This is a genomic window from Pseudoduganella sp. UC29_71 (assembly GCF_042693265.1).
Taxonomy (GTDB): Bacteria; Pseudomonadota; Gammaproteobacteria; order Burkholderiales; family Burkholderiaceae_D; genus Rugamonas.
Genome location: NZ_CP170549.1, coordinates 2,074,647 through 2,098,035, shown reverse-complemented (window position 1 = coordinate 2,098,035; position 23,389 = coordinate 2,074,647). Strand labels below are relative to the sequence as shown.

Sequence of the window (23,389 nt, the reverse complement as noted above, 5' to 3'; positions counted from 1 at the left end):
CAGTCTCCTGAAGTTCAAGTTTGTCCCGCCGCTGGCGCGGGCAACACAGCGGTCGCCCACGGCGCCAGCAGTCGCCAGCCGAGCTTTGTATAAAGCCGTCGGCCTTCTTCTGTTGCCACAAGCAGGCGTTCGCTTACGCTGGCTTGCCTGGCCAGCACGTCCAGGCTTTGCATGACGACCGTCGCCAGACCCAGGCGCCGGTGCAGTTCAGACGTGACGATCTGGTCGAAGACGGCACAGCCTCCGTCCAGGGTAATTCGGCCTGAAGCCGCTAATTCTCCGCTAGCGTGCAAGACCCGCACCAGCCTGGCGCCGTGTTCTGCGGCGTGTTCGATGGCGTAGCCGGCGGGGAGTTCTCCCCGGCTGGACATGGAGGGTGGCCCCTGCATCAGATAGCCGGGTGGCTCGACGCACCACCGTGGCGGAAGCGCAGCGCGCAGCACTTCCGGAGCGACCGGCGCCTTCAAGTGGATGTAGGGAGCGTGAATCCGGTCGGCGCATGCCTGCAATGCTGGACCGGTATCGGCGAATACATAGCGACGCAATTGCAGCGGCATGCCAGCATCCACGCGCAAGCCGCCGTTATCCCTGACGGGCAGCGGCACACCGCGCGACAAGCTCCATCCCGTCAGCCAGCGTTCCAGCAAGGGCAAATCTATCCCGCTTCTTCCCATGGTCGATTCCTCACATCTGCGTACACGCAAGCGTAGCAGTTTTTGCAATTCGACGCTGGGTCGGCCAGCACGCCTGACGGTGTGCTAGAACAGTTCATCGAGCTGCTCGAAGAATTCCCGTTTGGCCGGGGCGTCGGGCAGACCGAGGCCGTAGAGGAACTGCGCGGCTGCCTGCGCGGAGACTTCCTCCCGCAGGTTGCGGTGCGCGAAGGCGATGTCCATCCAGCGGTCGGCCAGCCCGCCACGGCCGAAGTCGATGAAGTGCAACTGCTCGTGCTTGTCGACGAAGACGTTGCTGTCACCGAGGTCGCCGTGGGCGAAGACCAGGTCTTCCTGGGGGACGGTGGCGTGCAGGCGCGCCAGCAGGTCCTGTGGCGTGGCGAGGCCGGGCCAGGGCGCGAGGTCGCAGTCTTCGTCGATCAGGCCCTTGCCGAGCAGGTAGTCCAGCTCGCGCAGGCGGAAGCGCGCGCCGGCCTCGAAGGGGCAGCCGGCGGCGGGGATGGACTGCAGCTGGCGCAGCGCAGCGGTGAACAGCTCCAGCACCGGCTGGCCGGCTTCGATGCGCGCCGACAGCGGTACGCCGGGGACGGCGCGCGTGATCATGTATTCGTGGCTGTCGCTGCTTTCGGCCAGTACCACCTCGGGCACGTTCAGCCGCCCGGACAGCCAGCGCAGGATGGCCGCTTCGCGCTGCACGCTGTAGGTGGTGGGCGCGTACACGGCAGGGGAAACCTTCAGGAAGAACAGCTCGTTGCCGCGCTTGAAGCTGTGCACCTGGCACGGCGATTCGCCGATCCGGTCGCGCCGCAGGACGGCGTTCCCGATACAACCGGCAATCGCGGGCGGGCGCACCGGCTTACAGCTTTCCGAGCGCCTGTTCGATGTCGGCGATCAGGTCGTCCGGCTCTTCCAGGCCGATATTGAAACGCACCAGGATGCCTTTGCCGTGCGTCCAGCCCTGGCGCATGGCCTGGATGCGGTACGGCACCGCGAGGCTGTTGGCGCCGCCCCAGCTGTAGCCGATGCCGAACAGTTTCAGCTCGTCGACAAAGCGGTCGGTCTGCTCTTCGGTGTAGCGCTCGTCGAACAGCACCGAGAACAGCCCGCCCGCGCCGCTGAAGTCGCGCTTCCACGTCTCGTGCCCGGGGCAGTCCTGGAACGCCGGGTGCAGTACCTTGGTGATCTCCGGACGGGCCTTCAGCCACGCCGCCACCTTGCGCGCCCCCTTGTCATGCGCTTCGAAGCGCAGCTTCATGGTGGGCAGGCCGCGCAGCACGAGGTAGGTGTCGTCCGCGCCCACGCCCATGCCGAGCCGCATATGCGCCTGCGAAATGCGGTCGTGTATCGCTCGGTCGCGCGTGATGACGGCGCCCATCAGCACGTCCGAGCCGCCGGACTGGTATTTGGTCAGCGCCTGCATCACCACGTCCACGCCGAGATCGAAGCCGCGCAGCGCCAGGCCGGCGGCCCAGGTGTTGTCCAGCGCCACCAGCGCGCCCTTCTCGTGCGCGGCCTTGCAGATGGCCGGCAGGTCCGGCACTTCCATCGACACCGAACCGGGCGCCTCGGTCCACACCAGCTTCGTGTTCGGCTGGATCAGCGCGGCGATGCCGGCGCCGATCAGCGGATCGTAGTAGCGCGCGCTCACGCCGAAGTCGGCCAGCCAGCGGCCCAGCTCGCGGTTGGGGTTGTAGACATTATCGGGCAGCAGCACATCGTCGCCGCTTTTCAGCAGCGCGAAGTCGATCATGGCGATGGCCGCCAGCCCGCTCGGCGCCAGCAGGCAGTGCAGCCCGCCCTCGATCTCGGCCAGCCGCGCTTCCAGCGTAAAGGTGGTGGGCGTGCCGTGCAGGCCGTAGGTATAGGCGTTCTTCTCTTTCCACTCGCCCGAGCGCAGCGCCGCCACGTTCTTGAACAGCACCGTCGAGGCGTGGTGAATGGCGGTCGGGAAAGCCGCGAAGCCGGACGGCGCTTCGTAGTCGGTGTGGATCAGGGCGGTCTGCTGGGATTTTGGATTCGTCATGGCTCGCAATGAAAAAAGGCGGACCGCCGATGCGCGTCCGCCTTTGGATTTTACCGCACAGGGTGACGCTGCGCAGCGTGACGCTTAGGCATCGCCCCACAAGTCGTGCGCGTCGGCGCGGGTGATTTCCACGTCGAAGAACTCGCCGACTTTCAACTTCTTGTGCGGCTCGTAAGGCTTCTTCACGTAGACCACGCCGTCGATCTCGGGCGCGTCCGCCGCGGAACGGCCGATGGCGCCGCTCGGGGTCAGCTCGTCGATCAGCACGCGCACGGTCTTGCCGACCTTGGCCTGCAGGCGCTTGCGCGAGATTTCCTCTTGCAGCAGCATCACGCGGCCGCGGCGCTCTTCGCGCACTTCTTCCGGCACCGGATTGGCGATCTCGTTGGCGGTGGCGCCTTCCACCGGCGAGTAGGCGAAGCAGCCCAGGCGGTCGATCTGCGCTTCCTTCAGGAAGTCCAGCAGGTATCCGAATTCCGCCTCGGTCTCGCCAGGGAAGCCGGCGATGAAGGTAGAGCGGATGGTCAGCTCGGGATTCATGGCGCGCCAGCCCAGGATGCGGTCCAGGTTCTTCTCGCCGCTGGCTGGACGCTTCATGCGCTTGAGCACTTCAGGGTGCGCGTGCTGCATCGGAATGTCCAGGTAGGGCAGCACGTGGCCGCCGCTCATCAGCGGGATGATCTGGTCCACGTGCGGGTACGGATACACGTAGTGCAGGCGCACCCAGGCGCCGTAGGACTTGGCCAGCTCGCCCAGCGCTTCGGTGAGCTGCGTCATGTGGGTCTTGACCGGGCGGCCGTTCCAGAAGCCGGAGCGGAACTTCACGTCCACGCCGTAGGCCGAGGTATCCTGCGAAATGACCAGCAGTTCCTTCACGCCGGACTTGAACAGGTTTTCCGCTTCCAGCATCAGTTCGGCGATCGGACGCGACACCAGGTCGCCGCGCATGGACGGGATGATGCAGAAGCTGCAGCGGTGGTTGCAGCCTTCGGATATCTTCAGGTAGGCGTAGTGCTTGGGCGTGAGCTTGATGCCCTGCGGCGGCAGCAGGTCGATGAAAGGCTCGTGCGGCTTGGGCAGGTGGTGGTGGACCGAGGCCATCACTTCGCCCAGCGCGTGCGGGCCGGTCACGGCCAGCACCTTCGGGTGGATTTGCTTGATCAGGTCGTTGCCGTCGCCGTCCTTCTTCGCGCCCAGGCAGCCGGTGACGATCACCTTGCCGTTTTCGGCCAGCGCTTCGCCGATGGCGTCCAGCGATTCCTGCACGGCGGCATCGATGAAGCCGCAGGTGTTGACGATGACCAGGTCGGCGCCGTCGTAGGACTTGGCGGTCTCGTAACCCTCGGCGCGCAGCTGGGTCAGGATCTGTTCGGAGTCAACCAGCGCTTTCGGGCAGCCGAGCGAAACGAATCCGACCTTGGGCGCGGTGCCGGTGGGTGCCGCTGCGGTTGCAGCCTTGGGAATACGGGAGATTTCTTGCATGATAGGGTGCGGTAGATGTTCAAGCCAATCGGCAATTATACCCGATAGACCGCCCTCTCCGCACCCGGGGGATTTACTTCTTGTCGGTAGGAGGCACCGGCATCACGAATGGGAACGCGCCGAACAGGTTTTTGCTCTGGTTCTGCATCTGCTCCTGCATCTGCACGAACAGGCTCTTGCTCTGGTCGATATAGTTGTTCATCATGCCCTGCATCATCGGACCTTGGACGTTCATGAACTGGGTCCACATTTCCGGGCTGAACGGCTTGCCGTCCAGCGAGGCGCTGGTGAACTTGCGCTGGATGTCGGTGAAGGCTTCCACGTTCTTTTCCAGGTAGGAACCCATCATGCCCTGCATGGCGTGGCCGTAGTAGCGGATGATTTGCGCCAGTACGCCGGTGGAGAACATCGGCACGCCGCTGGCCTCCTCTTCCAGGATGATCTGCAACAGGATGCTGCGGGTCAGGTCTTCGTTCGATTTTGCATCGACCACCGTGAATTCTTCGTTGTCCAGCACCAGTTGCTTGACGTCGGTCAGCGTGATGTAGGAGCTGGTCTGCGTGTCATACAGACGGCGATTGGGATATTTCTTGATCAAGCGTTCCGCATTTTTTTTTGCACTACTCATCACAAGTCCACGTATTGCGCCGCAGCGCGTTAATCCGAAAAAAAAGCGAACCAGGTTCGCTTTTTCACAAGCCTTATGAGCCTATTATAGAGTGAAAAAATCTCATCAGCACGTTCTGGCTTATAACTTTCGTGTTTTATTGCAACGCAACCAAGAAGCTAGTCCGGCTCAGTCCGCTTTAGCTTTCACATAGCGGCCGGGGGCGGCTTCAATCGGCTTGTACTTCGCATTGCCGTGCTGGGCCGGCGCCTTGACGTCCTTGCCGCCGTGCTCGGCCAGGAACTTGGCCCACTCCGGCCACCAGCTGCCGGGGTGCTCGCTGGCGCCGCTGAGCCAGGTGTCGGCGTCGGGGCGCTTGGCCTTGGCCGTCTTCGGCGTGGCCTCGTCGTTGACCCAGTAGCTGCGCTTTTTCTTCGACGCCGGATTGATCACGCCCGCGATATGGCCGGAAGCGCCCATCACGAAGCGGTTGGCCTTGGGCTTTTTCGGGTTCAGGATGTTCAGCGAGCTGTAGGCCGAGGTCCACGGCACGATGTGGTCTTCACGCGAGGCGTACACGAAGGCCGGCGCATCGATCGCCGACAAGTCCACCTTTTCGCCGGCCACGGTCAGCTTGCCCGGCTCTTTCAGGCTGTTTTCCAGGTAGGTGTTGCGCAGGTACCAGCAGAACATCGGGCCTGGCAGGTTGGTGCTGTCGGAATTCCAGTACAGCAGGTCGAACGGCACCGGCTCGTTGCCTTTCAGATAATTCGACTGCACATAGTTCCACACCAGGTCGTTCGGACGCAAGCTGGAGAAGGTGGTGGCCAGGTCGCGGCCCGGCATCAGGCCGCCGCTTTTCAGCGTCTGCTCGCGCAGCTGGACCTGGGTCTCGTCGACGAACACGTTGAGCACGCCGGTGTCGGCGAAGTCGAGGAAAGTGGTCAGCAGGGTCAGGCTGGCGGCGGGCTGCTGGCCGCGCGCGGCCATCACGGCCAGCGCCGTGCTGACCAGCGTGCCGCCGACGCAGAAGCCGAAGGCATTGATCTTCTCCTGCCCGCTGATCTCCTGCACGATGCCAACCGCGTTGATGACGCCACGCTCCACGTAGTCGTCCCAGCTCACCTTGGCCATGGACTGGTCCGGATTGCGCCAGGACAACAGGAACACGGTATTGCCCTGCTCTACCGCGTAGCGCACCAGCGAATTTTCCGGCTGCAGGTCGAGGATGTAGTACTTGTTGATGCACGGCGGCACCATCAGCAGCGGGCGCTCGTGCACCGTGGGCGTGGTGGGCGTGTACTGGATCAGCTGGAACAAATCGTTCTCATAGACCACCTGGCCCGGGCTCAGCGCCAGGTTGCGGCCCACTTCGAAGGCCGACTCGTCCGACAGCGAGATGTGGCCTTTCTGCATGTCGGCCAGCATGTTGGCCAGGCCCTTGGTCAGGCTTTCGCCCTTGCTTTCCACCAGCTTTTGCTGGGCTTCAGGGTTGGTGGCGAGGAAGTTCGCGGGCGACATGGCGTCCACGATTTGCTGCACGGCGAAGCGGATTTTCTGCTTCTGGTGCGGCGACGCGTCGATGGCGTCGGCCATCGCGGTCAAAAACTTGGCGTTAAGCAGGTATGATGCGGCATTGAAAGCGGTGACCGGGTTGCTTTGCCAGGCGGCCGACGAGAACCGGCGGTCGCTCAGCGACGGCGCCTTGCCGGACAGGACTTCCTGCCACAGCGCGCCGAATTGCTCGAGGTACTCGTTTTTCAGTTGCTCGACCGTATCAGGCTTGATGGTGGCGCCGGCATCGCGCAGGATGGCGCTCACCGGGTGGGACGAGGCGTCCGGCACCATGTTGAACCAGGATTGCCACTGGGCGGGGTCGCTGAACTGCGACATCCAGGTGCTGGCAAAGGCTTGAGGATCGGGCAATTTCATGTTTAGTCCATAAAAAAAGTTTTTTACCGAGACTGCTTATGCTGATTGTCGCTGTTGCTTGGATCTACGTGGTGGTGCTGATGGCCTTCACGGAACCTACCGTGGTGACCGGATTGATGACGTTTTTATTGTATTGCGTCTTGCCATTAGGAATACTATTCTATTTAACGGGTTCCGGGCGGCGCAAGCGCGCCCGGGCGGCCCGCGAGGACGCCGCGCGCCAGGCAAACGCCGCCCCTGCCGGCGGCGACCGGCCACCCGAAGCCTAAGGCCAGCGGGCAGCGCGTCATTTGATCCAGATCAAACTTGCTTGTCTTCCCGTTACGCCGTCGCGCCGGTAGGAATAGAAGCGGCCGGAATTCGACACCGTGCAGTATTCCCCACCAGCAATGCGCGTCACGCCATCGCGCCGCAAGATGCCGCGCGCCAGCGCGTACATGTCGGTCAGGTATTTGCCGGGTTTGCCGGTGATCGGTGCGATCGCGGCCCGCGCCAGCGCTTCGGCTGCGGCGGGGTCTTCGGCCTGGGCCGCCTGCTTCAGGAAAGCCTGCAGCACGTCGTTGCCGACTTCGAAGCGCACCGGGCCGATGGCCACGCCCAGCCAGGCCATGAGTTCGCCGGCCCCCGCCTCGCGCATGGCGCGCGTGGTTTCCTGCAGCACCCCGTCGGCCAGGCCGCGCCAGCCGGCATGGGCCGCGCCCACCACCGTGCCCGCAGTGTCGCAGAACAGCACCGGCAGGCAGTCGGCCGTGAGGATAGCGCAAACCGTATTGGGCGCGCGCGCGATACTGGCGTCGGCCGTCGGCACCTGGCCGGGACGCACCTTGCCGGCGTCCACCACGTCCACGCCGTGCACCTGGTTCAGCCAGACCGGCTCGTCCGGCAGCTCGGCCGCCAGCGTGGCGCGGTTTTGCGCTACGTTGTGCGGCTGGTCTCCGACATGGATACCAAGGTTGAGGCCGCCACCGCCCTGGCCGTCGTCATAGGGTGCGGGGCTGACGCCGCCGCGCCGCGTGGTGGCCAGCGCACCGATATTCGGCGGCAGGCCCGGCCAGTCGGGCACCAGCCACTGCGTGGATTGCCGGGATACCGTCATCAGTCGTCGTCGCCGTAGTCGAAGTCGTCTTCCTCGTAGTCGTCCTCGATGTCGCCGCCCACGTCGTCCAGGCCAGGATTGTGGATGCCCACCTTCTCCAGCAGCTCGGCAAAGTCGGCCGCCAGCGGCACGCGCCATTCGCACGCCTCGCCGGTGGCCGGATGATTCAGGCCCAGGCGGCGCGCCTGCAGCGCCTGGCGCGGGAAGAAGTGCGTCAGATGCGCCTTGCCGTACACGTAGTCGCCGATCAGCGGGAAGCCGAGGTGGGCCATGTGGACGCGGATCTGGTGGGTGCGGCCGGTGGACAGGCGGCACTGCACCAGGCTCACCGGACGGCCTTCCAGCACGCCCGATTCAATGCGCTCGTAGTGCGTAATGGCCGGCTTGGCGCCCAGGCCGGTGGACACGGCCATCTTCACGCGGTCCTTCTGGTGGCGGCCCATGGGCGCGTTGATGGTGCCGCCGGACTGCGGCGTGCCCCACACCAGGCACCAGTATTCGCGCTTGACGGTGCGCGCCTGCAGCTGGCGCACCAGGTCGGTTTGCGCGGCCAGCGTCTTGCCGACCACCATCAGGCCGCTGGTATCCTTGTCCAGGCGGTGCACGATGCCGGCGCGCGGCACGCCGATCAGCTGCGGGCAATGGTGCAGCAGGCCGTTCAGCAGGGTGCCGCTCCAGTTGCCATTGCCGGGGTGCACCACCATGCCGGCCGCCTTGTTGACCACGATCAGGTGCTCGTCTTCAAAGACGATGTCCAGTTCCATGGCTTCCGGCTTGTAGGCCTCGGTTTCCTGGTCCGGCTGCGGCAGGATGACGATTTTCTCGTCGCCGTACACGGTGGCCTTGGTTTTGGAGGGCTTGCCGTCCACGGTAACGAAGCCATCCTCGATCCACATCTGCAGGCGGCCGCGCGAAAACTGCGGCACCAGCTTGGAGATGACTTTGTCGAGGCGTTCGCCGCACGCTTCGGGGCTCAATTCGAGTACGATAGGGGCCAGCGCGTCGGCGGCCTCCTCTTCGCCCAGGAAGTCAGCATCAAAGTCGGCGTCTATTTCGTTATTAGTTAAAATCACAGCATTCCCATCGGCTATAATCAGCCAGTTGTACAATCTTGGTTAAACGTTCTTGCAAAACAACATGCAAAAAAAATATTCGGCTATCGCAGTAAAAGCAGCAGCAAAAGCAGCAGCAACCGCAGCAGCATTCGCACTGCTTGGCCTTTCCGGCTGCAGCCTGCTGCCGGAAAAGGCAGATGAAACCAAAGGCTGGTCCGCTACGAAATTATACTCGGAGGCCAAGGAGGAATTGGCGGGCGGACACTACGAGCGCGCAATTCAGTTGTTTGAAAAGCTGGAATCGAGCTATCCGTTCGGTACGTACGCGGTGCAAGCCCAGATGGAAATCGCCTACGCCAACTACAAGGCACAGGACCAGGCCCAGGCGCTGGCCGCCGTGGAGCGCTTCATCAAGCTGCACCCCAACCACGCCAACGTGGACTATATGTACTACCTGCGCGGCCTGATCAATTTCAATGACCAGATCGGTTTCCTGAACTTCATCTACGAACAGGACCCCACCGAGCGCGACCCGAAAGCCACGCGCGAAGCCTTCGCAGCGTTCAAGGCGCTGGTCGACAAGTTCCCGGACAGCCAGTATACGCCGGATGCGATCGACCGGATGAAGTATCTGATCAACGCCATGGCGTCGTACGAAGTGCACGTGGCGCGCTATTACTACCGCCGCGGCGCCTACCTGGCTGCGGTCAACCGCGCCATGGGCGTGATCAGCGACTACCGCGACTCGCCGTCGATCGAAGAGGCGCTGTTCATCATGATCCGCGGCTACGAGAAAATGGGCAACGTGCAGCTGCACGACGACGCCCTGCGCGTGTTCAAGAAGAACTACCCGAACAGCAAGTTCCTCGACGAAGGCGTGAAAAAAGAACGCCAGTGGTGGAAACTCTGGGGTTAATGACGGAGCTGGCGGATTACGGCCTGCGGCCCGATCCGCCCTACGCGGAACGCCGAATGCCCGCTTTGTGGGCGGGTTAGGCGGAACGCCGTAACCCGCCAAGCTCAGTCCGCGACACGGCGGCGGAACACCCAGGTGCGCTCATCCGAGTCCTTCTTGTCGAAGGCATAGCCGTCCACGTCGAAGGCTTTCAGCTTTTCCGGATTCGTAATGTTCTTCACCGCCGCGTAACGGGCCAGCAGGCCGCGTGCGCGTTTGGCGTAGAACGAAATTATCTTGTACTTGCCGTTTTTCCAGTCCTCGAACACCGGCGTAATGACCGGCATGCCCAGTTTGGCGCGCTTGACCGACTTGAAGTATTCCTCAGAGGCAAGATTCACCAGCACCTCGGCGCCCTGCTCCTGCGCCGTCCGGTTCAGCGCATCGGCGATGGTGTCGCCCCAGAAGGTGTACAAGTCCTTGCCGCGCGGCGTGCTCAGGCGCGTACCCATTTCCAGCCGGTGCGGGTGGATCAGGTCCAGCGGGCGCAGCATGCCATACAGTCCGGACAGGATGCGCACGCGCTTTTGCGTGTAGTCGAGCTGCTTCGGGGTCAGCGTGCGGGCGGCCAGGCCGTCGTACACGTCGCCGTTAAAAGTCATCACCGCCTGGCGCGCTTCGGACGTATCCTTGGTCCAGGATGCGTAGCGGGCCACGTTGAGCGTGGACAGCGCATCGGAAATATCCATCAGCTCGCCGATTTCGGCCGGCGAATAATCGCGCAGGCGGTTGATCAGCTGCTCGGAATGGTCGAGAAAATCGGGTTGGGTGTGCAGCTTGGTGGTCGGAGGGGTCTCCAGGTCGAGACTTTTTGCAGGCGAAAGCACTATCAGCATAAGATTCTAAAAATTACTTCATATCAAGAACCGACATGATACCTGTTTCACCAAAACGCATCGTGCTGGACACCAATGTCTGCCTCGACCTGTTCGTCTTCAAGGACCCGCGCTGGTCCACGCTGCTGCACGCCATCGAAAGCGGCGCCGTGGAAGCCATCACCCGCGCCGATTGCCGCGAGGAATACCTGGTGGTTCTGCACTACAAGCACCTGCCGCTGGACGACGATTCCCGCCCGCAGAGCGCCGCCCGCTTCGACCAGCTGATCAAGGTGGTGGCGCCGCCTGAATCGGGCGTGCGCCTGCCGGTCTGCACCGACCGCGACGACCAGAAATTCCTGGAACTGGCGCGCGACGCCAGCGCCGACATCCTCATCACCAAGGACAAGGCGCTGCTCAAGCTCGCGCGCCGCCTGGCCAAGGCCGGCATGTTCAAGGTGATGGTGCCGGAAGCGTGGACGCCAGAGGCCTGACTTCCACCAAAATAGTGGGCGGATGAGCAACACCTAAGACAGGCGCCTGCGCTAGAATAAGCGAACGCCTTCAACGCTTACGCTCTATGAACAGCCGCCACAATCCGCCCGCAACGCCCTCCCTGACCACCCGCTTGCCGGCCGTCGGCACCACCGTCTTTACCCGCATGTCCACGCTGGCCGCCGAACACGGCGCCGTCAACCTGGGCCAGGGCTTCCCGGACTTTGCCTGCGAGCCGAAACTGGTCGACATGGTGAGCGAGGCCATGCGCGCCGGCTTCAACCAGTATCCGATGATGACCGGTGCGCCCGTGCTGCGCCAGGCCATCGTCGCCAAGATCGCCGCGCACTACGGCCACGCATACGACGTCAACGCCGAAATCACCGTCACCGCCGGCGCCACGCAGGCGCTCACCACCGCCATCCTGTGCGCCGTCCATCCGGGCGACGAAGTGATCGTCATCGAACCCGCCTACGACAGCTACCTGCCCGCCATCGAACTGGCCGGCGGCGTAGCCGTGCGGGTGCAGATGCAGGTGGGCGCCGCCGGCTACAGCGTGCCGTGGGACACAGTGCAGGCCGCCGTCAACGGCAAGACCCGCATGATCATCATCAACACGCCGCACAACCCCACCGGCAGCGTGCTGCGCGCAGCCGACATGCGGGCCCTGGCAGACATCGTCCGCGGCAGCAATGTGCTGATCCTGTCGGACGAGGTGTACGAGCACATGGTGTACGACGGCCAGCGCCACGAATCCATCTGCCGCTACCCGGAACTGGCGGCGCGCAGCTTCGTCGTCTCCAGCTTCGGCAAGACCTACCACGTCACCGGCTGGAAGATAGGCTACGTGGCCGCACCGGCCGCGCTGATGGCGGAGTTCCGCAAGGTGCACCAGTACAACGTCTTCTCGATCAACACGCCCATGCAGCACGGCATCGCCAGCTACATGGCCGACCCGGCGCCCTATCTGGAACTGCCTGCGTTCTACCAGCGCAAGCGCGATATCTTCCGCAACGGCCTGCAAGGCAGCCGCTTCGAGTTGCTGCCGGCCGACGGCACCTATTTCCAGTGCGTGCGCTACGGCGCGGTTTCGGACATGCCCGAAGCGCAATTCGCCGAATGGCTGACCACCGAAGTGAAGGTGGCGGCGATACCGGTTTCCGCGTTTTACCAGCAAGGCAAGGAGTCCGGCATCGTGCGCTTCTGCTTTGCGAAGAAGGATGACACGCTGGCCCTGGCGCTCGAGCGCCTCGCCAGCATATAAAGAGACAGGCGGCACGGGGATCATCATGAACCAGTACAGCAGCTTGAAAGACATTGTCCTGGGCGACAACACCAACCTGGCCATGGCGCGGCCTTCGGTGCTCAATGCGCTGAACAAGTCCAACCGGCGGCTGGAAAAGCTGCTGTCGGACTTGCGCAATGAAGCGAACGCGCAAAGCGAGCTGCTGGCCATCGCGCGCGAAGTCATGGCGGCGGTGGAACTGAACCAGGACGTGGCGCTGGCCTGCATTTTCCTGAGCCAGATCGCCGGCACCTACGCGGTGCGCCATTGCATCGAGACCGCCATCGTCGCGGCGCTGGTGGCGCAGCGCATGCGCAAGTCGCGCGACGAGATGCTGGTGATCGTGGCGGCCGCGCTGACCATGAACGTGGGCATGCTGCGCCACCAGAACACTTTCAACAAGGGTTCCAGCCTGACCAGCGAAGAGATGTCCATCGTGCGGCGCCACCCGGAGGAAAGCGTGGGCCTGCTGCGCGACGCCGGCGTGGAGGACGAGGAATGGATCGCCTGCGTGCTGATGCACCACGAGAACGATGACGGCACCGGCTATCCGGAAGGCCGCACCAGCGCGGACATCACGCAGAACGCGCGCCTCATCAGCCTGGCGGACCGCTATTGCGCGCAGGTCTCGGCGCGCAACTACCGCTGCTCGGTGCTGCCGGACAAGGCGCTGCACAATCTGTTGGGCGATCCGGCGCGCGTCAGCGACCCGCTGCTGGCCGACCAGTTCATGAGCCAGATCGGCAAATACCCGCCGGGCGCGCTGGTGCGGCTGCAAAACGGTGAAGTGGGCGTGGTGATGCAGCGCGACGGCAGCGGCGAGATCCACATCCACTGCCTGCGCGACGCCAACGGCAAATCGCTGCGCGACACCAGCGGCTTGAGCCAGGCCCTGCGCCGCGCCAGCGACCCGGAATGCGCCATCGCCGAAGTGCTCAGCGAAGACCAAGCCGACGTGCGCTTCAGCATGAAGCAGATCTGGGGCGAGCAGGCGAGCCTGTGATACGCACGCGATGGCGGGTTACGCTGCGCTAACCCGCCCTACAGGTAATCCGATAATTCAGCAATTCCGGAATTCGGCGATACGCCGATATTCCGTAGGGCGGCTTAGGCGCGCAGCGCCGTAAGCCGCCGGGCGTCACCGCGCCAGCTGCTGCAGCTTGCGCTCCACGAAACTCTGCAATTCCTGCGACAGGTTGCCGCTGTTTTTCGCGCGCGTGAACGCGTCCAGCGCCTCGGCGTTGCGCTTGTCGGCCAGCAGCGAAATCCCCAGCCCCATCCACCACACGCCATTCTGCGGCTGCAGGCGCAGCGCGGCCTGATACTGCTCGGCCGCCTCGCGGTTGCGCTGCGCGCGCTGCAATGCCCCCGCCAGGAACGCCAGATAATCCGCATTGCCCGCCGCATACGGCAAGGTGCGCTGCAAGGTCTCGATCGCCGGCCCGCCCTTCTCGATCTGCAGGCGCGCCAGGATCATCGCCAACTGCGGCTGCCTGGGGTCCAGCCCCAGGCCGAACTGCAGGTGGCGGATCGCCTCGTCGTGGCGCCTGTTCTCGATCAGCAGGCCAACCAGGGTCTGGCGCGCCGCCTCGTGGCGCGGATAGAGGAACACCGCTTGCTCCATATTGGCAATCGCCTCCTGCACGCGGCCCTCCTGCAAGGCCGCCAGACCGCGCCGGTAGGCGTTCTCGCCCTGCTGCTGCGACGTGACGGTGACGCCGCCGGCGCCCGGCTGGGCGGCATCCGCATTGCGCGCAGGCCTGGCTTCCGCCTTCGCGGCGCGCGCAGCAGCGGCTTCCCGCGCGGCGGCGCTGTCCCGGCCTCCCTCCGCCGTGCGTGCGGCCGCCGCTTTGACCGGCGGGGCACCCGCTTCGGCGGCATGGCCGCGCACCGCCAGGCGCTCGGCTTCGGCTCTCGCCTCGCGTGCCTGCCTGCGGGCCGCTTTCAGCTCGGCCGCCACTTGCGCGGCATCCTTGTCTTCGGCCTGCGTATGCGCAGGACGGCGCGCGGAACCGGCCGCAGTCTCGCCCGCATCGGCAGGCGCCACCTGCTGCTGGACAGCTTCGGGCGGAACCGGCATCGGACGGGCCACTGCCAGCAGGCGTGCGGCAGGCTGCGGCGCGACGCCGGGAACGCTGCTGCCGGAGCCCGCGCCCTCGGCCGGCCCGTTCGCAGCGCCGGCAGCGCTGTCCGTCCCGGCACTGGCGCCAGCGCTGCGGCCGGCTACGCCCGGCATGCCGTTGACGGCTGCCGGCGGCGACTGGTTGACGACCTCATTCGACGGCGCGCGCTGCAAATAGCGCCAGCCCAGCCATCCGCTGGCGGCCAGCAGCACCACGGCCAACCCAACGCCCGCCGCCATCGCCGCGCGCGGCCGCTGACCGCCGGCGGCAACGGGACGCATCTGCGGCACACCGCCCTGCGCGGCCTGTGCTCCGCCGCGCGCGTCCAGGTCTTGCAGCATTTTGTTTATCAGGCTCATTTGATCAATGCCCAGGTTAATCCGCAGGCGGCCATCGCCAGGCCAGCCGCGCCGGCCAGCCACGGCCACAGCGCGCGAGGCTGCGCCGCCGTGTCCGACGCGGCCAGCGCCACATGGCGCCGTTCCACTTGCTGGCGCCCTTCGCCGTAGGCCAGCATCAGCGCCTTGTGCGACATGATGTTGACCAGGCGCGGAATGCCGCCGGTGGCCGCGTACAGCTTGCGCACCGCGCTACGGCCGAACAGCCGCCCGCCCGCGTAGCCCGCCACGCGCAGCCGGTGCGCCAGATAATAGTCCAGGTCATCCCTGGACAAGGCCCCGAGGTGGTAATGAAAAGTGATGCGCTGCGCCAGTTGCCGGATGGTCGGGCTTTCCAGGTGCGCGTTCAGTTCCGGCTGGCCGAACAGCACGATCTGCAGCAGCTTGCGCTTCTCGGTTTCCAGGTTGGTCAGCAGGCGCAGCGCCTCCAGGCTCTCCACCGGAATGGCCTGCGCCTCATCCAGGCACAGCACCACCTGCTTGCCCTGCCCCGCCAGTTCCAGCAGCCGGTAATTGATGGACTTGAGCAGCTGGTGCTGGTCCACGTCGCGCGCCAGCGTCAGTTCCAGTTCGTCGGCCAGGGCCAGCATCAGCGTGCGCGGCTCCAGGTAGGGGTTCGGAATGTAGGCGGTGACGAATTCCTCGCCCAGCGTGGACAGGAACTTCCGGCACAGCAGCGTCTTGCCGGTGCCCACCTCGCCGGTAATCTTGATAAAACCTTCGCCGCTCTTGACCGCCACCAGCAGCGTGTTCAACGCCTCCTGCGAATGCGGGCTGGTGAAGAAAAAGCTGGTGTCCGGCGTGATGCTGAAAGGCACCTCGCGCAGGCCGAAGTGAGACTCATACATCAGCGGCGCTCCGAAGGCCGGCGCGGGTCCAGCTTCTCGATGCGGCCGCTGGCGTCCTGCATGTCCTGCGTCCAGCTGGCCGCGCCGTCCACGATGGTGGGCTTGATCAGCACCACCAGCTCGCGCTTCTGCGTCTGGCGGTCGGTATTGCGGAACAGCGCGCCCACCACCGGCAGGTCGCCGGCGCCCGGCAGTTGCGAGCGGTCGTCCGTGGTCGACTGGCGCATCAGGCCGCCGATCGCCACGATCTGGCCGTCCTGGCCGCGCACCATGCTGTCCATCTCGGACGTGCTGGACGCCGCCAGCGGCAGGTTCAGCGAACCGGCGCTGCCCAGGTTCACCACCTTGTTCACCGTGGTCACCTGGCTCACCGACGGATGCACGTGCAGCATGATGTTGCCCTCGTCGTCGATCTGCGGCGTCACGTCCAGCACCACGCCGGAGAAGAACGGCTGCAGGGTCACGTTGGGGCTGGTGGTGTTGCCGGTGGCGTTGGAATTGGTGGTGGTGCTCACGCCGGTCACATAGAACTCGTCGGTGCCGATCTTCAGCACGGCCTTCTGGTTGTTCATGGTGGCGATGCGCGGGCTGGACAGCACGTGCACCGAACCCTGCGACTCCAGGAAGGAGATCATGGCGGCGAAATTGCTGGTCTGGAAAGCCAGGCCGAACAGCGAACCGGCGCTGTTGGCGGCGTTGGCCAGCGAGAAGCCGGTGCTGGCGGTCAGGCCCGCGCCGGTGGTCATGGCGGGCGGCTGGCCGCCGGCGAACGGCAGCGGCTGCAAGGCCGAACCGGGCTGCAGGAAACCGCCCGACACGCGGTTGTCATGGCCGGTCTTGAAGGACGCGAACGAGGCCCAGTTGATGCCGCTCTGGAAGCCGCTGTTGAGCTGCACTTCCAGGATTTTCGCTTCCAGGATCACCTGGCGCTCCACGGCCAGCTGCGTGGCCTTCAGATACTGGTCCACATTGCGCAGCTGCTCCGGCATGGCGCGCACCACGATGACGCCGGACTGCGGGCTGATGACCAGGCTGCGGCCGTCCGCCGTGCCGCCCATCAGCGCGGTCAGCGCCTCTTTCAGGTCGGACCAGAAATTGCTGTCGGACGTGGTGGTGACGTTGCTCGCGTCTTCATGCGTCTGCAGCATGTTCGGCTGCTGCTGCGGCACCGGCGCGTTGTTGCCGCTGCCGCTGTTGCCGGTGCTGCCGGACGTGGTCGGCCCCACGGAATTGACCGAGGTGGACGACACGCGCACATTGGAGCTGCCCTTGCGGGTCGCGGTCAGGTAGTTCACCTTGAACATGCGGGTCTGCATGGTCAGCGGACGGATGTAGATGCGCGTGCCTTCCACCTTGTAGTCGTAGCCGTACAGCTCGCGGACGGCGTCCAGCGCCTCGAACAGCGTCACGTCCTTCAGGTGCGCGGTAATGGTGCCCTTGACGTCCGGGTGGATCAGCATGTTGTAGCGCGTGCCGGCCACGATGGAATTGAAGAACTGCTGCACCGGCACCTGGTTGAAGGCCACGTTGAAGCGCTCGTCCAGCACCGCGCGCGCCTTCGGCAATTGCGACGCCAGCGCCGGCAGTTGCGGCAGCAGCGCGGCGTCCACCGCATCGGGCGCGGCGGCCTGGGCCGGCGAGCGGGCCGCGGCCTGGCGCATTTCCTTGTTGATTTCCTCATAGGTGTCGCGCTTGGCCGCCCCTTGGCCCTGGCAGGCCGCCAGGCTGGCTGCGGCGCCCACGGCGCACACGATCTGGATGAGTTTTTGCATAGGTTCTACTCGCTTATCTGCTCGCTTGATGCGCATTATGGTTTGGGGAACAGCCTCAGCGTTTCCCGGGCTTTGCCCCGGCGCAGCACGACGTCCGTTTCGCCGACCCGCTCGACGATGGCGTCGCCCACTTTCATACCTTGTTTCACCAATTCACCATTGATGACGGCGACGCGGCGTCCGCCTGCTTCGCGCGACACCAGGATGGATTGCAGCACCGGCGCGGCCGGGCCGGCCGGCTCGGCGTCACTGCCGGGCAGCGCCATCACGGCGGGTGGACGGGTGGGATCGGTCAGGCCGTGCGGCACGGCTTGCGCCACGGCGGGGGCGGCCACGGCCGCAGCCAGGGCGGCCAGCAGGCTGGTCATCACAACGGTTTTCACAGCGCTATCCATTTCGTGTCCAGGCTCAGCGTGTACAGCGTCAGCGTCAGGCGCGCGGCCGGGTAGTCTTCGGCGTCCAGCCTGGCCTTGCCCCAGAACAGCTGCGACGGCATGCGTTCCAGCGACGCCATATAGGCCACCATGTCCAGGTAGCTGCCTTGCAGGACCACCTGCACGCCATGGCGGTACAGCAGCTCTTCCTGCCGCGCCGGCGGACGCGGCGGCTGGCCCAGGGCGCCAGGCGCGGCGGGAGCGGCGCCGCCGGTCGCGTCGCCCGCCTCCGGTTCGCTGAAGCGCCCGTCGCCCATGCCCTGCGCGGGCAAGGTCTTCAGCGACACCAGCTTCAGCTTGTTCCCCTTCAGCATATGCTCCAGCAGCTGGGCCATCTTTTCCGGCGCCACCAGCCCCTTCTGCATGGTGCGCAGCGCGCTGCGCATATTGTCGTTTTCCGCCCGCACCTTGAGCAGGCGCAGGCGGGCGCCCTCGTCCGGGTCGATGCTGGCGATGGCCTTGCGCTGCGCCAGCTCCTGGTCGATCAGCGCAATCTGCTGCTTCTGCATGGCCACCTCGGCCTTCAGCGTGCGCTCGCGCGCCATGGCAGGATCGATCAGCAGCAAGTAGACCACGAACACCACCGACGCCACCGCAGCGACGCCCACCATGGCGCGCTCGCGCAGGCTGAGCGCTTCCAGCCGGGCTTCCAGCTTTTTCCATTCCTGCTTCAACGGCTTCATCGGGTCTCCTTGCGCGCGGCCGCATCGGCTGCCGGCGTCGCTTGCAGGCTGAATTCCACATAGGGCGCGGCAGCGGCCGGCTTGCCGCCTTCCGCCGCTTGAGGCTGGCCCATTTCCAGGCGGCCGAAGCTGGTGCCCTTCAGCACCGGCTCACGCGACAAACCCTGCAGATAGCCCGGCAGCAGGCTGGCCTGCAGCGCGCGGCCCTGCAGGCCGATCTCGCGGCCGGCGCCGCTGATCTGCACGCCGGTCAGCCACAAGCCGCTGACGCTGCTGCGCGCGAAGGCCTGGAAATAGGCCGAATAGCCGCGCACATTGCCGATATCGCCCTTGCCCAGCACATCGGATACATCGCGCAAGGCACGGTTCTCCTGCTCGGCCTGGGCCAGCTGCTGCTCCAGCGCGGCGCTGCGCGTGCGCGGCGCAAACTCGATGGCCGCGGCGGCCCGGCGCGCCTCGCGCGCGGCCAGGCCGGCCTTCAGTGTGGCGGTTTCGGCTTCCAGCAGCGATGCACGCTGGCTGGCCAGCACACCGGCCAGCAGCGCCGCCAGCAGCGCCACGCCCACCGCGCCGGCCAGCACGGCGGCCGAAAAGTAGTTCTTTTGCCTGCGGAAGCGCGGGTTGAACAGATTGATCTGCTGGCTCAAGAGGCGCTTCCTTCCTCGCGCAGCGCGGCGCCCAGTGTCATGAAATAGCGCGCCTGCTGGGCTGTGTCGGCCAGCTCGGGCACTTTGCCCAGGTCCAGCAGCGCGGCCAGGTCCAGCACCTCCACCGGCAGGTACAGATTGCGCGACAGATATTCATGCAGCGCGGCGCTGCCGGTCGGCGCCAGCACCAGCTTGGACACGGCCACGTAATGGAACTGGCGCTCGAAATGGTCCAGCGAGCGCTGCAGCTCAAGCGTGATGCGGTCGTGGTGTTGCTGCTGTTGCGCGGCGTCGCCGCCCAGCAGCTGGGACAGGGTAACGTCGATGCGGCGCGCCAGGTACAGCTCGCCGCCGAACGTCACGGTCAGCACGCCGCCGTCCACGTCGAAGGACAGCAAGGCCACGCCGCGCCCTTCCGGCTCCAGCATGGCCGAGATATTCCGCTGCGCCATCTCCGGAATGTCGATGGCCGACAGGTCCACCTTGTTGTCCGCGAACAGATACTGGTGCGGCTCGATGACGGTGTTGCGCGCGGCCACCGCGAACACCTGGCGGTTGTGCGCCGGACCGCTGGGCGCGGGCGGCACGTCCAGCACGTCGATGGTGGCGTCGGCCACGGGGAAGTCGATCATGTCCTTCAGGCGCCAGCCGACGGCGGTCTTCAACTCATCGGCAGGCACGTTCGGCGCTTCCAGCATCAGCAGCTGATAGGCACCGCTGGCGAGCAGGCTGGAGCATTGGTACTGGGCCGTGTGCATTTCCCGGCTGAGCCGGGCCAGCAGCGGGCCGGACTGCTGTTTCGGGCCGGGATAGAACACGGCGGCCAGCACCGCCGGCTTGTCATCAGCGCGGCGCTGCACAACCGCTGCCAGCACGCCGTCCGCGTACAGCGCAATGGCCAGCCAGCCTTCCTTTTTTTTCGCTTTTCCCAAAAAACCCATTCGTACCGTCTCAAAGGTTGAGCGTTGCATGCACAATGCTTCGCAGTGGCTTGATTATATTTAAGTTTCATAGGTTTTACCCCCTCATTTGCCTCCGGCCGTGGCGTTCCGTTCATTTTTTTTGCCTATAGGAGACAAAATGCCCGGTTTTCAAGAGGAGCGGGCGGCTTGACACCTTCCTTGCCGGCATGATCTGATGACACTATCGACTCTCCAGACCGACACTATGACCTCTACCTTGCAGATGGAACCGCGCCATCGGCGCCGCTTTCCATGTGCAACCGGCCTGCTCGCGTTTGGGCTTAGCCTGGCCTGCGCGTCCGCGCACGCAACCACCTACTCCTTGCCCACCGCGCTGACTTCCAGCCCGTTCAACTGCACCAAGGTGTCCGCCACCAGCTATACCTGCGCCGGGAGCCTCTCCCTGTCGCAAAATACGCAACTGGATCTGCAATCCGATATCACACTGGAGATCACCGGCTCGCTGGCGACAGCCCAGAGTTTCGGCACCACCAATAATGGCCACAGCATGACGCTGATCGTACGCGGCGCGCTCGACATGCAGCAGAACGTGGACGTGACGATGAATATGGTGGTCAACGGCTTCATGAACGTGGCGGGCAACGCCAGAATTAGCGGCGACATCGCAGTGGGTGACCCTTACACTGCCGCCAACCTGACAATCGGACAAAACAGCACCGTCACGGGTAACGTGTCGGCTACCAACAACATCGATTTCGCCCAGAACGCCACGCTGAACGGCTCGGCCGTGGCCAAGCAGAACATCATTTTCGGCGTGGACCCCAAGATCAATGGCAACATCACGGCGGGCAACCGGGCCGAGTTTGGACAGAACGCCGAGATCAACGGCCAGATCAAGGCAACTGACAACATCGCTTTCCGCCAGAATCCGAAAATCACCGGCAACGTCACGAGCGGCAACAACATTGACTTCGCCCAGAACACTCACGTCACAGGCAATATCAAGGCAGCCAACAACCTGGACTTCGACCAGAATACCGTCATCACCGGCGATGTCACTGCGGGCAACAACCTGACTGGCAAAAAGAATTCGACCACCGTTACCGGCAACTGCGACGCGAAGAACATCACCGACGTCGATTGCGGCAGCACCGGCACCGCGCCGCCGCCCGGCAGCCTGCACCATATCCGGCTTAGCCATAACGGCTCGGGCATCACCTGCACCCCGTCGCCGGTCACGGTGACGGCATGCAGCGGCGCCGACAGCAACGGCGCGTGCACGCCCTACACGGGCGGCGTGAGCGGTACCGTCAACGGCACCGGCACGGCCGGCAGCGCAAGCTTCTCCATCCCTTCGGGCAGCAGCAGCGCCACGGTTTCAATATCAGACACGACACCGGAAACCGTGACGCTGGGCGCCTCCGGCTTGTCCGTGACCGTTGCCAACCCCACCACCTGCTGGAACAGCGCGGCCTTGTCCGCCAGTTGCAGCCACAGCTACAGCACAGCGGCATTTTTGTTCGACGTGCCGAACCACGTCGCCGATACGACGCAAAGCTTCACCGTCAAAGCGGTACGCTCGTCCGCCGACCAGACCAATGTGTGTACGCCAGCGTTCACCTCGGCCACCAGCGTCAATGTGGCATGCGCGTACGTCAATCCTAACAGCGGCGGCAAAGTGCCGACCCTTAACGGCTCGTCGCCAGCCGCTTGCAACGGCATCGGCCAGAGTGCCACGTTGACCTTCGATGCCAATGGTGTCGCCAGCGCCACGCTGAAGTATCCGGACGCGGGCAGCATGACACTGACCATCGGCTATCCAGCGTTCAAAATGAGCAGCAGCGATGGCTTCACCACCGTGCCGGCCCGTTTTGCGTTTGGCAGCGTCCCGGCTCTGACCAAGGCCGGCGTGGCCTTTGGCGCCGGCATCGCGGTCACGGCACTCAACGCAAACAACCTGGCCACGCCGAATTTTGGCCGCGAAAGCCCTGTTGAAGCGGTCTCAATCAACTTCAGCAAATGCCTGCCCGCCGGCGGCTCGGCCGGCGCTTCCAGCGGCACGGTGGGCGCCTTCAACAACGGCATAGCGCAAGCCAGCGGCCTGAAGTGGAGCGAAGCCGGCCAAGCTTATCTCACGGCTGCGCTGGCGGACAATAACTACCTCGGCTCGGGCCTCAACGTCAGCGGTACCAGTGCTACGGGCTCAACTACCATTCCCTGCGACGGCGCCATCCGTTTCACGCCGGCCTATTTCAGCACCGCGCTGACCCCGGCCATGGTCTACAGCTACTCCGGCCAGCCCATCGCCACCGTGCGCATCACGCCTTACAACGGCGACAACGCCGTCACCGCCAACTACACCGGCGCCTTCGGCGTGGCCAGGCCCGTGACGCTGCGCCCGTTCTACACCAACGCGGCCGGCACGGTGGCCGCGGTCCCGGCCACGCAGGGAACGCTCAGTCCCAGCGCCGTGCCGGCCGCCGACTTCAAGACGGGCGCGCCGGTGGGGGCCGACGCCCTGCCAGCCTACACTTTCAGCGCGCCGGACCCGGCCACCGGCATCAAGCCCGCGCCGCTGCAGCTGATCCTGCGCGCCGACGACACGGACGGCGTCAGCTCGGCCGGCCACGCCGAGGCGAGCACGCAGATCCGCTACGGCCGCCTGCGCGTGACCAACGCCTTCGGGCGCGCCAACGGCCCACTCAAGGTCCCTGTGCAAGCACAGTACTGGACCGGCCTGTCGTGGATCATCAACAGCGACGACAGCACCACCATATTGCCGGATTCCGCCGTGGCGCTCACAGCCAGCAGCGCCAGCGGCGTCAGCGCGCGCGGCGACACAGTGCGCCCGGACGGCAGCCGCGCAACGCAAATCACCGCCGGCAAAGGCGTGCTCACGCTGGCCAAGGCCAACAACGTGGCCGGCTACGTGGACCTGGCCTACAACCTGGGCGGCACCGGCACCGACGCTTCCTGCCTGGCCAACCACCCGGCCACCACTGGCGCGGCCGTGCCCTGGCTGCGCTCGCTCAACGGCTGCGCCAACGACTACAGCCGCGACCCGTCGGCGCGCGCCACGTTCGGCGTGTTTTCCCCTGAAAGCAAAGCCACCATCCACGTGCGGGAGCTGTTCAATTGAACC

22 protein-coding genes are annotated in these 23,389 nt (G+C 65.0%); 6 read left to right on the top strand and 16 right to left on the bottom strand.

The window, feature by feature from the left end:
* Window positions 1–14 precede the first annotated feature (14 nt).
* The 6 genes from ACFJI2_RS09245 to phaC form a co-directional block, all read right to left on the bottom strand.
* Complete coding sequence (locus ACFJI2_RS09245) at window positions 15–647, bottom strand: GNAT family N-acetyltransferase (protein WP_377704735.1); 633 nt, start codon at window positions 645–647, stop codon at window positions 15–17.
* Window positions 648–758: 111 nt separating this feature from the next.
* Window positions 759–1,526 carry an APH(3') family aminoglycoside O-phosphotransferase gene (locus tag ACFJI2_RS09240; RefSeq protein WP_377704734.1) on the bottom strand — a complete coding sequence of 256 codons (768 nt, stop codon included), beginning with the start codon at window positions 1,524–1,526 and terminating at the stop codon, window positions 759–761.
* A 4-nt stretch (window positions 1,527–1,530) separates the two neighbouring features.
* Window positions 1,531–2,697 (bottom strand): cystathionine beta-lyase, encoded by a 1,167-nt coding sequence (locus ACFJI2_RS09235; protein WP_377704733.1) that lies wholly within the window; start codon window positions 2,695–2,697, stop codon window positions 1,531–1,533.
* Between the two features lie 84 nt (window positions 2,698–2,781).
* On the bottom strand, window positions 2,782–4,179 hold the full coding sequence (gene rimO, locus ACFJI2_RS09230; protein ID WP_377704732.1) for a 30S ribosomal protein S12 methylthiotransferase RimO: 1,398 nt from the start codon (window positions 4,177–4,179) through the stop codon (window positions 2,782–2,784).
* 73 nt (window positions 4,180–4,252) lie between these two features.
* Entirely contained in the window at window positions 4,253–4,807 is a 555-nt protein-coding gene (gene phaR, locus ACFJI2_RS09225; RefSeq protein ID WP_056389160.1) for a polyhydroxyalkanoate synthesis repressor PhaR, read from the bottom strand.
* Between the two features lie 168 nt (window positions 4,808–4,975).
* Window positions 4,976–6,718 (bottom strand): class I poly(R)-hydroxyalkanoic acid synthase, encoded by a 1,743-nt coding sequence (gene phaC / locus ACFJI2_RS09220; RefSeq protein ID WP_377704731.1) that lies wholly within the window; start codon window positions 6,716–6,718, stop codon window positions 4,976–4,978.
* A 38-nt stretch (window positions 6,719–6,756) separates the two neighbouring features.
* Here phaC and ACFJI2_RS09215 point away from each other — a divergent pair, with 38 nt between their 5' ends.
* Entirely contained in the window at window positions 6,757–6,987 is a 231-nt protein-coding gene (locus tag ACFJI2_RS09215; RefSeq protein ID WP_377704730.1) for a hypothetical protein, read from the top strand.
* A 17-nt stretch (window positions 6,988–7,004) separates the two neighbouring features.
* On the opposite strand, the gene pgeF is transcribed toward ACFJI2_RS09215, so the two are convergent.
* Window positions 7,005–7,814: a peptidoglycan editing factor PgeF gene (gene pgeF, locus ACFJI2_RS09210; RefSeq protein ID WP_377704729.1), complete on the bottom strand. Its 810-nt coding sequence runs from the start codon at window positions 7,812–7,814 to the stop codon at window positions 7,005–7,007.
* A complete protein-coding gene (locus ACFJI2_RS09205) occupies window positions 7,814–8,887 on the bottom strand; it encodes an RluA family pseudouridine synthase (protein WP_377704728.1) in 1,074 nt (357 codons plus the stop codon). Before ACFJI2_RS09205 ends, pgeF begins: the two co-directional genes overlap by 1 nt.
* Window positions 8,888–8,951: 64 nt before the next feature.
* On the opposite strand from ACFJI2_RS09205, the gene ACFJI2_RS09200 reads away from it, so the two are divergent.
* On the top strand, window positions 8,952–9,785 hold the full coding sequence (locus ACFJI2_RS09200) for an outer membrane protein assembly factor BamD (protein ID WP_107869248.1): 834 nt from the start codon (window positions 8,952–8,954) through the stop codon (window positions 9,783–9,785).
* A 104-nt stretch (window positions 9,786–9,889) separates the two neighbouring features.
* On the opposite strand, the gene yaaA is transcribed toward ACFJI2_RS09200, so the two are convergent.
* Complete coding sequence (yaaA, locus tag ACFJI2_RS09195; RefSeq protein ID WP_377704727.1) at window positions 9,890–10,660, bottom strand: peroxide stress protein YaaA; 771 nt, start codon at window positions 10,658–10,660, stop codon at window positions 9,890–9,892.
* A gap of 35 nt (window positions 10,661–10,695) precedes the next feature.
* On the opposite strand from yaaA, the gene ACFJI2_RS09190 reads away from it, so the two are divergent.
* From ACFJI2_RS09190 to ACFJI2_RS09180, 3 genes are all read left to right on the top strand, one after another.
* Window positions 10,696–11,133 carry a putative toxin-antitoxin system toxin component, PIN family gene (locus ACFJI2_RS09190; RefSeq protein WP_377704726.1) on the top strand — a complete coding sequence of 146 codons (438 nt, stop codon included), beginning with the start codon at window positions 10,696–10,698 and terminating at the stop codon, window positions 11,131–11,133.
* Window positions 11,134–11,219: 86 nt separating this feature from the next.
* Window positions 11,220–12,398, top strand: a complete 1,179-nt coding sequence (locus ACFJI2_RS09185; protein WP_377704725.1) for a pyridoxal phosphate-dependent aminotransferase — start codon at window positions 11,220–11,222, stop codon at window positions 12,396–12,398.
* A 25-nt stretch (window positions 12,399–12,423) separates the two neighbouring features.
* The gene (locus tag ACFJI2_RS09180; protein ID WP_377704724.1) at window positions 12,424–13,422 is read left to right on the top strand and encodes an HD-GYP domain-containing protein; all 999 of its coding nucleotides are present in this window, start codon (window positions 12,424–12,426) and stop codon (window positions 13,420–13,422) included.
* 135 nt (window positions 13,423–13,557) lie between these two features.
* On the opposite strand, the gene ACFJI2_RS09175 is transcribed toward ACFJI2_RS09180, so the two are convergent.
* Genes ACFJI2_RS09175 through ACFJI2_RS09145 form a run of 7 tightly spaced genes read right to left on the bottom strand, consistent with a single transcriptional unit; the run spans window position 13,558 to window position 20,265 of the window.
* The gene (locus ACFJI2_RS09175; RefSeq protein ID WP_377704723.1) at window positions 13,558–14,901 is read right to left on the bottom strand and encodes a tetratricopeptide repeat protein; all 1,344 of its coding nucleotides are present in this window, start codon (window positions 14,899–14,901) and stop codon (window positions 13,558–13,560) included.
* On the bottom strand, window positions 14,898–15,788 hold the full coding sequence (locus ACFJI2_RS09170) for an ExeA family protein (protein ID WP_377704722.1): 891 nt from the start codon (window positions 15,786–15,788) through the stop codon (window positions 14,898–14,900). Before ACFJI2_RS09170 ends, ACFJI2_RS09175 begins: the two co-directional genes overlap by 4 nt.
* Window positions 15,788–17,560 carry a pilus (MSHA type) biogenesis protein MshL gene (gene mshL, locus ACFJI2_RS09165; protein WP_377704721.1) on the bottom strand — a complete coding sequence of 591 codons (1,773 nt, stop codon included), beginning with the start codon at window positions 17,558–17,560 and terminating at the stop codon, window positions 15,788–15,790. The genes ACFJI2_RS09170 and mshL overlap by 1 nt, the downstream gene beginning before the upstream one ends.
* Window positions 17,561–17,595: 35 nt before the next feature.
* Window positions 17,596–17,943, bottom strand: coding sequence for an MSHA biogenesis protein MshK (locus ACFJI2_RS09160; RefSeq protein WP_377704720.1), 348 nt, complete (start codon window positions 17,941–17,943; stop codon window positions 17,596–17,598).
* Complete coding sequence (gene gspM, locus ACFJI2_RS09155) at window positions 17,940–18,677, bottom strand: type II secretion system protein GspM (protein ID WP_377704719.1); 738 nt, start codon at window positions 18,675–18,677, stop codon at window positions 17,940–17,942. Before gspM ends, ACFJI2_RS09160 begins: the two co-directional genes overlap by 4 nt.
* Complete coding sequence (locus ACFJI2_RS09150; protein WP_377704718.1) at window positions 18,674–19,324, bottom strand: PilN domain-containing protein; 651 nt, start codon at window positions 19,322–19,324, stop codon at window positions 18,674–18,676. The genes gspM and ACFJI2_RS09150 overlap by 4 nt, the downstream gene beginning before the upstream one ends.
* Window positions 19,321–20,265, bottom strand: coding sequence for an agglutinin biogenesis protein MshI (locus tag ACFJI2_RS09145; protein ID WP_377704717.1), 945 nt, complete (start codon window positions 20,263–20,265; stop codon window positions 19,321–19,323). The genes ACFJI2_RS09150 and ACFJI2_RS09145 overlap by 4 nt, the downstream gene beginning before the upstream one ends.
* Before the next feature lie 226 nt (window positions 20,266–20,491).
* Here ACFJI2_RS09145 and ACFJI2_RS09140 point away from each other — a divergent pair, with 226 nt between their 5' ends.
* On the top strand, window positions 20,492–23,386 hold the full coding sequence (locus tag ACFJI2_RS09140; protein WP_377704716.1) for a DUF6701 domain-containing protein: 2,895 nt from the start codon (window positions 20,492–20,494) through the stop codon (window positions 23,384–23,386).
* Window positions 23,387–23,389: the final 3 nt, after the last annotated feature.